The organism is Psychrobacter sp. Ps2, assembly GCF_022129405.1.
GTDB lineage: Bacteria > Pseudomonadota > Gammaproteobacteria > Pseudomonadales > Moraxellaceae > Psychrobacter.
Genome location: NZ_JADQAM010000035.1, coordinates 129,340 through 143,145, shown reverse-complemented (window position 1 = coordinate 143,145; position 13,806 = coordinate 129,340). Strand labels below are relative to the sequence as shown.

Here is a 13,806-nt window from a genome sequence, read left to right as displayed (position 1 = left end):
AAAATCTGCTGAGTAGGTCATCTTTTATATTTCTCTTTGCTTGGTTTAAAAGCATTGTACCTTTTCTATTTTGGACTGACTATATTTATTATAATTTGTATTAGTATTATTACTAAATGTTCAATACTGACTATATACTAATAGTTTTGTATGAACAAAGAGATTTACATATTTTTCTTAATTAAACGTCAACTTAGCTCTTTAAAACTAATAGCGGAACTCAATCAAGCTCATTACACTTATCGAAAAATGTCGGTAGTAATTTTCAGGTTAAATAACGGACTTAAATATAATTAAAAGAGCTCAATGGCAATATCAACATAGGTTTGCGTTAAATGCTCTAATATTTATAAAGAGCAACAACAAAAAAACCGCTAAGCAAAAGCTTAACGGTTTTTTTTATTACCTTTCTAAAGTTTACTGATTTTTAGCATAGACTGGTAATTCTGCACAAATCGCTTCTACTTTAGCGCGTACTTCAGTAGCAACCGCTTCATCACCGCGGCTGTCTAGTACGTCACAGATCCAACCTGCCAACTCACCCGCTTGTGCTTCGTTAAAACCGCGAGTAGTAATCGCTGGCGTACCGATACGGATACCAGAAGTCACGAATGGTGATTTTGGATCGTTTGGTACAGCGTTTTTGTTGACAGTGATGTGTGCTTCACCAAGCCATTTGTCCGCTTCTTTACCCGTCATTTCTTGCTTAACGAGGCTGATCAGCATTAGATGGTTTTCAGTACCACCAGAGATGATTTCATAGCCGCGCTCTTGAACCACTTTTGCCATTGCTTGCGCATTTTTTACTACTTGCTGCTGATACGTTTTGAAGTTATCTTCTAACGCTTCTTTAAAGCAAACCGCTTTTGCTGCGATGACATGCATCAACGGGCCACCTTGGTTGCCTGGGAATACAGCTGAGTTTAGCTTTTTAGCCAGTACTTCATCACGCGCCAAAATCATACCTGAGCGTGGGCCACGTAGAGTTTTGTGCGTAGTCGTTGTAACTACATCAGCGAAAGGTACTGGGTTTGGATAAACGCCACCAGCAACTAGGCCTGCCACATGAGCCATATCAACCAATAGATACGCACCTACTTCGTCCGCGATGTCACGGAAACGCTGCCAATCAACTACTTGTGAGTATGCTGAGAAACCCGCGATGATCATTTTTGGCTTATGCTCACGTGCTAAGCTCTCTACTTGGTCATAATCAATAAGGCCAGTGCCATCTACCAATCCGTACTGTACGGCATTGTAGTTCAAACCTGAGAAGTTGATGTGTGCGCCATGCGTCAAGTGACCACCAGCGTCTAAGCTCATGCCTAGTACCGTGTCATTTGCTTCTAGCAATGCTAAAAATACGGCTGAGTTTGCTTGGCTACCAGAATGTGGCTGAACGTTCACATACTCTGCACCGAACAACTCTTTAGCACGGTCAATAGCCAATTGCTCAACTACGTCCACATGCTCACAACCACCATAGTAACGCTTGCCAGGATAGCCTTCTGCGTATTTGTTGGTAAGGTCAGTACCTTGTGCTTCCATCACTGCTTGTGAGCAGTAATTTTCAGAGGCGATAAGCTCGATGTGGTTTTCTTGACGAACGCTTTCTGCGGCCATCGCTTCAGCAAGTACTGGATCAAAATCTTTGATAGAAATATCTTTAAACATAGTGATGTCCTAAGTAGTGACTGTCATTAAAAAACGTCATTGAAAAGAAGCTTATAGCCTGCCCACAATAAAACAACTACTGCGTCAACGTCGCTGAAGTACGCTTGATACCTCTGCACGCTGTTTTTCTGCAGTCTATTTTATGGTATGACCATTATTGTGAATGGAGTCTATTAGCAAAGATTGAAATAAGAATAAATACAGGCGACTGACCTGTTATTAACTTGACTGATTCGTCAATAAAATCGATGTACATTTGCATCGATATCATCGCGAAAGATTAAGTGTAACATGAAAATTTGTGCTGTGAGCGCAAAAAAACCTCACCTTAAGATGAGGGAATTAAATGACTATATAACACAGATAAATAGCCAATAAAATAAAGGGTTTACCCGCTGAATGTTTTCGTTAATATGCCCTCTTGTTAATTCAAGCATAAAATATTTTTAAGCGTGGCTAGATATAGTCGATTCAATTTAAAAGCAATACAAGGCAGCCGAGTGTAAATGTATATTAAACACCTCAAGTGAGGCTAACGCAGTAATACTTCTATAGTGGAATGACTATTCTAGTGAAGTGATTATAAGAACGCTGGTAAGAACGTTTCGCTAATCATGAGCGTGCGACCATACCAGTCATAACGCGTTTGTCGTTGCCAACCGTCACTGGTATGACTGATAAAACGCTCATTTGGCAAAGTACGGCAACGCTTAAACAGCACATAGCCGATAGGGGTGTTTTTGAGTTGTTGAAGGCGGCGTGCTTGACCTTGCAAACTATATAGAGGGAAAATACTTTGGGCTTGTACCCATGGCGCGTCATCACAGCCATAGAGTTGTACCTCGCGTACCCATGCCAGCATCGGTCGTCCTAACATGCCACCTGTTATACCCAGCTGCTTTTTTTGACCTAAAGTCAGCGAACGATAGCCCTCAAAGCTGCGTTTTACACGCAGTGGCTGCCCTGCCTTTTCTTCTAATATCGCAGTGAGAGAACCTTCAGCAGTTAGCCAAGGTATGAGTTCAGTAGGAGGTAGATCATTGGTAGAACTAAAAGAATTGCTGGTCATAGTTTATGGCTAGTATTTTTTAAAGAGTGTTTAACATTTAAAAGGTGCATGCGAATAAAAGCAGAGTGAGTCACAGCTGATTACCGTTATGAACTAATGCTATGAGTCACTATCATCAAATTCAGGCATATTGTCTGCATTAAAAGGCAAAGCCTCAAAGGCTTGCTGACGATACTGCGCCATATGCATCCGATCTCTGGCACAAAAATCGCCAATCGCTGGTACAAAACGCGGATCATAAATACGGTGGATGGAATGTGTTGTGGTTGGGATAAAACCACGTACCAGCTTATGCTCGCCTTGCGTACCTGGATCAAAAGATGTCAATCCTTGCTCAATAGCAAACTCAATACCTTGGTAATAGCACAGCTCAAAATGTAAGCTGTCATATTCACCTAGCGCGCCCCAGTAACGACCATATAAGGTAGCATTATTATCGCCACCAACATTGTCACCATCAGCCTTGTCACCATCAACATTGTCGCTATCAGGTCTGTCATACAAGAACAAACTACTCGCGATAATCTCACCACTGGCGTCGAGTGCTTGTGCAAGCATTATATGCTCAGGCATGCTCACTGCCAATGCCATAAAAAAATCTATCGTCAAATAAGGCTGCTGTCCACGTACTGCATAAGTCATCACATAACAATGATAAAAAGCCTTCCAATCAGCATCGCTAATAGCATCGCCGCATTTTCGTTGGCAAATAATGCCTTGCTCGGCAACTTTACGGCGCTCAGCCCGAATGGTTTTACGCTTTTTGGCTTTTAAGGTCATCAAAAACGCATCAAAATCTGCAAATGGCTTACTGTCATTAAGTAAGTCTTTGTTTTGCCATAAGAACTGGCAACCTTGACGCTCAAATATCGGTAGCTCAATAGCAGCTGATTCTACGCCGCTTTCTTGAGCCGCTATCGCATGCTCTACATCAATTTCAGTTGGCATAGATGTGGTGGCGATAGAGGCAAGCTCTGGTGTCACAAACAGTCCATGCCAGCTTGAGGCGCCCACTTGTTGAGCGATATCATCGATACCTGCGATGGCTGTTTTAAGAATATCTTCATTTAAGGTTTCACCTTTTGCCAACCAAATCCTTTGACCAGTAATCGGTGTATATGGTGCGCTAGTGACCAATCGCGGATAATAATCAACGCCATAGCGTGCATAAGCTTCAGCCCATGCATGATCAAATACAAACTCACCGCGATGATGACCTTTTATAAATACAGGCATGACGGCCACAGGCTGCAATGTACTTTCTGCCGCGCTGTCTACTAAGGTATCGGTGTTATCTTCACTATCCGCACTATTAGTAGCGCCTGTGACACGATGTACCAAAATAAATATCGGTAGCCACCCTGCCTGCTCACCAATTGCTCCGGTGTCAGTCAACGCTTGCCAAAAAGCAAATGACATAAAAGGGGTATCTGGCGTCTGCCACTCTGCTTGGCTCTGCCAGCTGGTATCATTAATCAGCGCATACTCTAAACTCATATTCACCGTCACTATTATAATCGCGATATATTTATCGATAACCAATCTATTGATGACCTAGACTAGCAAATTTTTACGTCATTGCTGTCACAATTTGCAAAAACTTATCCGCCCCCAATAAAAAACCACCAACGATAACGCGGGTGGTTTGTACGACTGCGTTCATGGGCAGTGATATCAATATAAAACATCATGAAAAAACAGTAGTTGTATGGAAAAGATGATATCGAAGCCGATGACTGGTAGAATAAGGTTGTTATTAGCTTAGTATAATTCGAAACCATAGGATACGAGCTAAAACAGTATACTTAGTTCATGGTATACGATTGACATCCTATCGGATTTATAGTGGATTGATTATAATGTAGCGTCAGTGATTCACTTTTAGGCAATTTTGCACCGACCGTTAACGTGTTGCCTTTAAATGCTTTTTTCATGAATATTATTAAAAGAAAATGTCTGACCTGTCTTAAAAATTTCTAAGAAGCTACATATGAAGTACTTGTTCTAACCATATCATGGATTATTGCATAGTATCATTGACGCATATTCAACACTATATTTGAGCTTTATTATTAACTACAGCCTAAAGGAAGATCTAACTAAAATGTCAAAAATTATTTATACAAAAACTGACGAAGCCCCAGCGCTGGCGACTCTGTCGTTCTTACCTATTGTCGAAGCATTCACTAAAACGGCAGGCGTTGAAGTTGAAACCAGCGACATCTCTGTTGCAGCGCGTATATTGGCCGAATTCCCTGAATACTTGACCGAAGAGCAACGTGTTCCTGACAACTTAGCTGAGCTAGGTCGTCTGACTCAAGATCCAAATACCAACATCATTAAACTGCCAAACATCAGTGCTTCTGTACAGCAGTTAAAAGCCGCTATCAAAGAGCTACAGAGCAAAGGCTATGCCATCCCTAACTTCCCAGAAGACCCACAAACTGACGAAGAAAAAGAGCTGCGCAAGCGCTATGGCAAAAGCTTAGGCAGTTCAGTGAACCCAGTACTGCGTGAAGGTAACTCAGATCGCCGCGCTCCTAAAGCAGTTAAAAACTATGCACGCAAGCATCCACACTCTATGGGTGAGTGGAAGCAATGGTCAAGCACGCACGTATCACACATGCATGGCGGCGACTTCTACGATGGCGAGCAATCTATGACATTAGATAAAGCTCGTACAGTACGTATGGAGTTGTTACTTGATGACGGTACTCAAAAAGTATTAAAGCCTAAAATTGCTTTGCTTGATAAAGAAGTCATCGATCTGATGGTCATGAGCAAAAAAGCACTATTAGAGTTTTATGAGCGTGAAATGGAAGATTGCCGCGAAGCTGGTATCTTGTTCTCATTGCACGTAAAAGCAACCATGATGAAGGTCTCGCATCCTATCGTCTTTGGGCATGCGGTTAGAATCTACTACAAAGAAGCCTTTGAAAAACATGGTGCATTCTTTGACGAGCTAGGTATCAACGTCAACAACGGTATGGCAGATCTATATGACAAGATCTCAACGCTACCAGCTTCAAAGCGTGAAGAGATTGAGCGTGATTTACATGCGTGTCAAGAGCATCGCCCACGTCTGGCGATGGTTGACTCTTCAAAAGGTATCACCAACTTCCATTCACCAAGTGATGTAATCGTTGATGCTTCTATGCCAGCGATGATTCGTTCAGGTGGTAAAATGTGGGGTGCTGATGGCAAAATGTATGACTGTAAAGCCGTCATGCCAGAGTCTACCTTTGCGCGTATTTACCAAGAAATGATTAACTTCTGTAAATGGCATGGTAACTTTGATCCAAAAACAATGGGCACCGTTCCTAACGTTGGCCTAATGGCTCAAAAAGCTGAAGAATATGGCTCGCACGACAAGACTTTTGAGTCTAGCGATGCTGGTATTGCACGCATCGTCGATATTGATACTGATGAAGTATTACTTGAAAAACGTGTTGAGAAAGGTGATATCTGGCGCATGTGTCAGGTTAAAGATGAGCCTATTCAAGACTGGGTAAAACTTGCTGTACGCCGTGCTCGTGAATCAGATACGCCTGTTATCTTCTGGTTAGACCCATACCGTCCACATGAAAACGAGCTAATCAAAAAAGTTAGAACCTATCTAAAAGATCATGATACTACTGGCTTACATATCGAGATTATGTCTCAGGTTCGTGCGATGCGTTATACGCTAGAGCGCGTTGCTCGTGGTCTAGATACTATCTCTGCGACCGGTAACATCCTACGCGATTACCTAACTGACTTGTTCCCTATCCTAGAGCTAGGTACCAGTGCCAAGATGCTATCAGTTGTACCACTAATGAAAGGCGGCGGTTTGTTTGAAACTGGCGCTGGTGGTTCTGCACCGAAGCACGTTCAGCAGCTGACAGAAGAAAACCATCTACGTTGGGATTCACTTGGTGAGTTCTTGGCATTGACGGTATCTTTGGAGCATCTAGCAAACAACGACAACAATGCTAAAGCTCAAATCTTGGCAGACACGCTAGATACAGCAACAGAAAAACTGCTACTAAACGATAAGTCGCCATCACGCAAAACTGGCGAGCTCGACAACCGTGGTAGCCACTTCTATCTAGCGATGTACTGGGCAGAAGAGCTTGCAGCGCAAGATAAAGATAGCGAGCTAAAAGCGCAATTTACACCATTCGCGCAAAAGCTAAAAGAGAACGAAGAAGCCATCGTTAAAGAACTTAACCAAGCTCAAGGCAAGCCAGTAGACATTAAAGGCTACTACTATGCTGATGAAGAATTGGCTAAGAAAGCAATGCGTCCAAGCGCTTTGTTTAACGAGACTTTGGCATCGCTATAATTTTAAGCGATTGCTCTTAAACCATTAAACCTAATCGCCTTTGGTTTTTATACCCAGAAGTGATTAGTCGAGTTTAAGTTTTAGTAAAAAACACCTCAACCGTTTTCGAACGTTGAGGTGTTTTTTTGTGTTTTCTAAAAGTTTTATAAAGAGTGAAATAAAAAAAGCCACCTATATAATCAGGCGGCTTTTGATACATAGTAATAAAATAGAATGCTGAGAGCTTAAGTAGTCTTATGCTTCCATATGCTTAATAATCGCCTTACCAAACTCCGAAGTACTCAATAAGGTAGCATCTGGCATCAGACGCTCAAAATCATACGTGACTGTTTTATTGGCAATCGCACCTTGGATACCGCTAATGACAAGATCAGCTGCTTCCGTCCAGCCCATATCACGAAGCATCATCTCAGCAGACAATATCAATGAGCCTGGATTTACTTTATTCTGACCAGCGTACTTGGGCGCAGTACCGTGCGTCGCTTCATAAACAGCGATCGCGCCGCCTTTGTTTGCACCAGGCGCGATACCAATACCGCCTACTTCAGCCGCCAATGCATCAGAGATATAGTCACCGTTTAGATTGAGCGTTGCTACTACAGAATAGTCTGCGGGACGCATCAAAATCTACTGCAAAAACGCATCAGCGATGACGTCTTTAATAATAATATCATTACCCGTTTTTGGATTTTTCATAGTCATCCATGGACCGCCATCTAATAACTCTGCACCAAAACGCTCTGCTGCCAGCTCATAACCCCAATCCTTAAACGCGCCTTCAGTGAACTTCATGATATTACCTTTGTGCACTAGGGTCACATTTGGCAGATCATTATCGATGGCATGCTGAATCGCTTTACGTACGAGTCGCTGTGAGCCTTCTTTTGAGACAGGCTTGATACCGATGCCGCAGTCTTCAGGGAAGCGAATACTGGTCACACCCATCTCATCTCTTAAGAAATTGATAACTTTTTTGGCATCATCACTGCCCGCTTTCCACTCAATACCCGTGTAGATATCTTCTGTGTTTTCACGGAAGATAACCATATCCGTCAGCTCTGGATGCTGCACTGGACTTGGCACGCCCTCAAACCAACGTACGGGGCGTTGGCATACATACAGGTCAAGGTTTTGGCGCACTGCGACGTTTAACGAACTAAAGCCACCACCCACTGGTGTGGTCAATGGACCCTTGATACTAATGATATAGTCTTTTAGAATCTCTAGCGTCTCGCTTGGCAAATAATCGCCGTCATATACTTTCGCTGCTTTTTCACCAAGATAAGTCTCCATCCAAATGATAGACTTCTTGCCGTGATACGCTTTATCAACCGCTGCATTGACTACTTTTATCATAACAGGCGTGATATCTACACCGATCCCATCACCTTCCACAAACGGAATAATCGGATGGTTGGGAACATTTAATGTTAGATCTGCGTTTACGGTCACTTTTCGCCGTCTCTTGGCACGATAACCTTATCATATGACATCGATGATACTCCTTGGTTGTATGTTGGACGTCGCAAGCGAACTTAACACTTTATTACGCTAACCGTTTTATTATAGTTATAACGCTCTGAGCGCTTATCGGCTAAGCAAAGCTTTTATGAGTACGACACTTACGACATTGGTTTGAACGATATGAAAAATAGCTCGAAGCTAAAAAAATTAAAATAAAGACCCAAGCAATAATTGTTGCTTGCAGATAGTAGATATTTCTCTATTAAAAATATAAATACCATTATTAGAATGTGGATTTAGAATAACAGCAAATTTATACAAGCGCTGTCCTACTTTTGTAGCAGGTCATGTGGCATACAGCACATTAAATGTATCACCTTTAGTCTTGTCGCTTAATACTAGCTCTGCATCACAAAACATACGCTACAATGATTCATTGTCCATCACAAACTAGGAAACACCGTTTTATGTCTACTTCTAGTCTCATTCTATTCAACAAGCCTTATGGCGTACAAAGTCAGTTTAGAGATGACAGTAATAATGACCACACCACCCTATCGCAATACTTTACCGATAAGGCTTTGCGAGTTGCTGGTAGGCTAGATGCCACTTCAGAGGGCTTGCTGATTTTGGCCGATGATGGTCGCGTTAATAAAGCAATTACTCATCCGCCAAAAGCCAATGCAGGGCGCAAACAAGGTAAAACTTATTTAGTGCAAGTAGAAGGAACGCCTACTGCTGAGCAACTCAATAAGCTCAAACGTGGCGTGGTTTTAAAAGATGGTAAAACGCTACCTGCTGAGGTCAAACACGTCAGTGAAGATGAGCTACCGATGGTACTCTGGCAACGTAGTCCACCAATACGTGAGCGTAAAAGCGTACCGGACTCATGGCTAATGCTGACAATATATGAAGGTAAAAACCGCCAAGTCAGACGTATGACAGCGCACGTCGGTCTGCCTTGTCTGCGTTTAATACGTTGGTCAGTGGCAGGATTTGAGCTAGGTGAGTTAGCTGTTGGGGAGTTTGTACGTGTTCATCTAACTAGCGAACACTGTCGTCAGCTAGGTATTTCTAGCTAGTTTAGATAGTTTTAAGTTTATATATTGTTGGTTAGTTCACACTGTTTGGCTATTTAGCTGTTTAGCCCCTAATATAAAGCTCTGACACTAATATATTACGACCTGTTAAACATAGTGTCTCGAATGGGTAAGGTTTATCTGCTAACATTCAGCACTTAATTGATTATGTATAATAGGTATTATCCATTTATCGTTTGGTTTTTTCACAATAGGGATATGTCATGATTGCTTCTCGTCGTTTTCTTTCGTTGATCACTAGCATTTCTGCGGCGCTTGTATTGAGTGCCTGTCAGCCAACGACAGAGGACAGCCAATCAAATCCTGCAGAAGAAACCTCACCACCAGTGACTGATATGCCACATGTTGAGCATGACGATATGGCAGACGATACTCTAACAAATGACAGCGGCAGCAGTGTCAGTGATGAGTCTCAAATGAGCGATATGCTCAGAGACTATACGAGATCGATGACTAGAATGCATGACGAGATGATGATTGGGATGGGTTATAACGATCCTGATACCGCTTTTGCTAAAGGCATGTTGGGACATCATCGCGGCGCGGTAGAGATGGCAAAAATAGAGCTCAAGTATGGCACTGACGAAGCGATGCGCCAACTTGCTCAAGACGTCATCACGGCACAGCAAGCTGAAATCGATGTCTTAAACAAGTGGCTGGCTAGCCATCCTGATGCTGCCAAACCTAAGCCAAATACTGTGGCAATGCAGCAAGCATATGCTAAGAGCATGGAAAATATGCATGGCGAAATGACTTTGGGTGTGGCTGATCCTGTACCTGATATGGCATTTGCACGCGGCATGCTACCGCATCATATTGCCGCTGTTGATATGGCAAAAGTTCAGCTCGAATATGGGACAGATGAGGAGATGCGTCAGTTGGCGCAAGACGTCATTGATAACCAGCAAACTGAAATTGATGTGATGAAAAACTGGATTGCTGCGCTTGAGGCTGCAAGTAGCAACGAAGACGATAGTTCTGTAGATGAAAGTATTGAGCCTGAAACTACCGATAATAAGAACCCAGATAATCTAGATAACAGAGCTAAAGAGCAGTAAACGTATATCTTCTCGCCAACCTCTGACCTATCGAGCATTTAAGTTGCTTGGATATATCTACAATATTAAAAGTGATTAAAAAACCCTCTTCTAAGCATGATTGCTCGGAAGAGGGTTTTTTATATGGAAGGGTTTTTCGTATGGAAAGGTATTTTATATAGCATTGAGGCTACCGCTTCATAACATTGAGCCATGTCTCCCAACCTGCATCACCTTTTAATTGCTCATTATCATTGTCTAACGTCTTATCTCCTTTTGCTAAGCGTAGGCTTACTTTATGAGGAGGTACTGCTCCAGTCATGCCAGTTGTCTCATCTCGCGGCTTCACTTTAGTTGTCGTTTCGGGTTGAACCTGAACACACATCAGCTCATCACGGCGGAACAAATAGCACTCAACAGGATGCACTGCCTTAACCAAGGCGGTAAGTTGTTTCGTATCCGCTTTGATGCCGTCAATCGCGATGATAACATCATGTGCTGAAATACCAGCCCTAGCGGCAATACTACCTCGCATCACACGATTTACCTTGATCCCAGTTGGCGTCTCATTACATCGCATACCCCAAGGCACATGCTTGTCTGCCGTTTCTTTAGTATTCGCCTGTATTTTGACACCGTTTGCCACTAGCAACGCTTCAATGGGCAGCTCTTCTACCCCGTTGACATAACGGCGCTCAAAATCTTCCCATTCTGCTAGCGGCATAAACTGCTCAATGACGGAGCCCATGTCAGCACTACTGATACCAATTCGCTTACTGTCGTTCTGCTTGGCCTGAGTATAAAAAGCTTTGACCACATCGAACAAACGATAACGACCGTCACTATTTTTGAGTAAGATTAGGTCCAAACATAGAGCGACCAACGCGCCTTTATTATAGTAACTGATACCCGCATTGCCTGTATTTTCATCGGTGCGATACAGTTTAATCCAAGCATCAAAACTCGACTCTGCCACGCTTTGATTACCACGCCCTGGAGTCTGGTAGTAGCGATTGATTTGCTCGGCTAGCAGTCGCAGATAATTGGCTTTATCAATCACACCTGACGCTTGCAACATGAAGTCATCGATATAAGACGTAAACCCTTCGAATACCCAAAGTAATGGCGTAAATGCCTCACGACGCAAATCGACATCGATCATGACATCAGGGCGTACCGTCTTCACCCACCATGAATGAAAATATTCGTGACTACACAAGCCTAAAAACCGCTGATAATCTGCACTTGGTAGCTTTGGCTCATTGGCACTTGGCAAGTCATTTCGCGGGGTAATAAGGCTAGTAGAATTGATATGCTCAAGTCCACCATAGTCTTGACCGCTGGCAAAGGTCATAAAGGTATAATCGTCAAATGGCGCATCGCCTAACCAATCTACGTAGGTCTGACAAATCTGAGTAATATCCTGCTGCAACCGACCTAGGTTAGCATTCTGCTTACCTGACAGGTAAAAGCTATGATGTAGCGTCTGATGCTCATTATCATGAATAATAAAATCAAACTTTTCTTGTTCTGCGATTTCGAATGGATAATCAATCAACTCGTGATAATTGGCTGCCTGTAACTTGTAAATATGCTGACTGTTCGCTTGCTGACGGCCTTTTTGCTGCTGATCAACTTGCAGGTGCGTAGCCTCTAAACCACAGGCCATCAGTACTTTGCTACTTTCTTTGTCTGCAAAAAATATCTCAGGAACGATTAAGCTAACGTGGACAGGTGCTTGCTCTTGCCCTTCGACGGCGAGCGCAAGTGAAGTGAAATTACCATAAAGTCGTTGCTGATCGATGTAGGCCGTACGCACGGACAAATCATAGCAATAGACTTCGTACTCAACGACGACCGTCTGCCCTGCTTGCACCGCTGGCAGCTGCCACGTGTTTTTGTCGACTTTTTGCGCGCGATAAGTTTCTGATTGCTTGTTACTATCCGCTGTTTGAGCCCCTACTATTTGATAATGTACCGCAGTGATGTTTCGGGCAAACTCGCGCATCAGATAACTGCCTGGTATCCACGCTGGTAACCAAAGCTGCGGAGCGTCGGATACTACTGTAAAGCTCAGGGATACATCGACCAAATGCTCGTAGAAACGGGCAAAATCAAATTGATAGCTTATATCAACTATCGTTTTAGCCTTAGTATCATCATGATTGGTTGAAACATTGCTCGCTGGTTGTTTAGTAGTGGTATTGGCAAATGCAGTCATCGTATCTCTCGTCCTTATTTTTATAATTATGCTAGAAGTCCTGCTCTAAAAAAGCAACTCCTAAACCATGAATAGCCAATAGCTATGCATTAGCTATAGAAAATAGCAGTTATTATTGTAAATTGTGGCATTAATTGGCATTTTTTATGTTTTTTGCCTTGAAAGTTATGTGAGCCATCTCAATTAAGAATGCTAACTGCTAAAGTTACTTTAATAAACTGATGATAATTGACTAATGACGTGGCCTTTTGGCTTGCAGATTGGCTTTTTTAGGTTTATTGCAACCGTATTTAATTTTTTACATAGATATATTTAGGATATTTTATGACTACTATCGCAAAAGACACTGCCGTCAAATTCAATTACACACTAAAAGACGACGAAGGCAATATCCTTGACCAGTCACCAGAAGGTCAGCCACTTGCTTATCTACATGGTCACAGCAACATTATCCCAGGCCTAGAAGCACAATTAGAAGGTAAGTCTGCTGGCGAAAAAGTTAATGCAGTCGTTGAACCTGCTGATGGCTACGGCGAATACCAAGAGCAAGCAGTACAGCATGTACCACGTGACAACTTCCAAGGCGTTGATGACATTCAGCCTGGTATGCAGTTTCAGTCAGAAGCTGGCGGCCAAGTAATGTTGGTTACTGTGACTGCTGTAAACGATCAAGAAGTTACTGTTGATGCAAACCATCCACTGGCTGGCAAGCGTTTGACATTCGATGTTGAAATCCAAGAAGTACGTGCAGCAACTGAAGACGAACTAAACCATGGCCATGTACATGGTGCAGGTGGCGTTGAGCACTAATCTCTTCTAGAGTATAGTGACAATAGTTAGATGATAAATTATTAAATTTATTCTCTAATCTAAAAGGCCAGTAGCTAATAAGGTTACTGGCCTTTTTTTATGCTTAT

General features: G+C 42.6%; 8 protein-coding genes and 1 pseudogene. 4 read left to right on the top strand and 5 right to left on the bottom strand.

Translation table 11 applies throughout. The features are described 5' to 3' along the window. Window positions 1–417 precede the first annotated feature (417 nt). The 3 genes from glyA to I3254_RS03380 form a co-directional block, all read right to left on the bottom strand. The gene (gene glyA, locus I3254_RS03390) at window positions 418–1,674 is read right to left on the bottom strand and encodes a serine hydroxymethyltransferase (protein ID WP_238051160.1); all 1,257 of its coding nucleotides are present in this window, start codon (window positions 1,672–1,674) and stop codon (window positions 418–420) included. A gap of 580 nt (window positions 1,675–2,254) precedes the next feature. Next, window positions 2,255–2,743 carry a chorismate lyase gene (locus I3254_RS03385; protein WP_238051158.1) on the bottom strand — a complete coding sequence of 163 codons (489 nt, stop codon included), beginning with the start codon at window positions 2,741–2,743 and terminating at the stop codon, window positions 2,255–2,257. Window positions 2,744–2,842: 99 nt separating this feature from the next. Then, the gene (locus I3254_RS03380; protein WP_238051156.1) at window positions 2,843–4,240 is read right to left on the bottom strand and encodes a peptidogalycan biosysnthesis protein; all 1,398 of its coding nucleotides are present in this window, start codon (window positions 4,238–4,240) and stop codon (window positions 2,843–2,845) included. Between the two features lie 607 nt (window positions 4,241–4,847). Here I3254_RS03380 and I3254_RS03375 point away from each other — a divergent pair. Further along, window positions 4,848–7,067: an NADP-dependent isocitrate dehydrogenase gene (locus I3254_RS03375; RefSeq protein ID WP_238051154.1), complete on the top strand. Its 2,220-nt coding sequence runs from the start codon at window positions 4,848–4,850 to the stop codon at window positions 7,065–7,067. Window positions 7,068–7,301: 234 nt separating this feature from the next. Here I3254_RS03375 and icd read toward each other — a convergent pair. Further along, window positions 7,302–8,560, bottom strand: a pseudogene (gene icd, locus I3254_RS03370) (NADP-dependent isocitrate dehydrogenase). A gap of 438 nt (window positions 8,561–8,998) precedes the next feature. Between icd and I3254_RS03365 the strand changes: the two are divergent. Both I3254_RS03365 and I3254_RS03360 read left to right on the top strand, forming a co-directional pair. Further along, window positions 8,999–9,613: a pseudouridine synthase gene (locus tag I3254_RS03365; protein WP_238051152.1), complete on the top strand. Its 615-nt coding sequence runs from the start codon at window positions 8,999–9,001 to the stop codon at window positions 9,611–9,613. 221 nt (window positions 9,614–9,834) lie between these two features. Continuing rightward, window positions 9,835–10,689, top strand: coding sequence for a DUF305 domain-containing protein (locus tag I3254_RS03360; RefSeq protein WP_238051150.1), 855 nt, complete (start codon window positions 9,835–9,837; stop codon window positions 10,687–10,689). A 169-nt stretch (window positions 10,690–10,858) separates the two neighbouring features. On the opposite strand, the gene I3254_RS03355 is transcribed toward I3254_RS03360, so the two are convergent. Then, window positions 10,859–12,889, bottom strand: a complete 2,031-nt coding sequence (locus I3254_RS03355) for a PDZ domain-containing protein (protein ID WP_238051148.1) — start codon at window positions 12,887–12,889, stop codon at window positions 10,859–10,861. 324 nt (window positions 12,890–13,213) lie between these two features. On the opposite strand from I3254_RS03355, the gene I3254_RS03350 reads away from it, so the two are divergent. Then, a complete protein-coding gene (locus tag I3254_RS03350) occupies window positions 13,214–13,699 on the top strand; it encodes a peptidylprolyl isomerase (protein ID WP_057758283.1) in 486 nt (161 codons plus the stop codon). The last annotated feature ends 107 nt before the right edge of the window (window positions 13,700–13,806 follow it).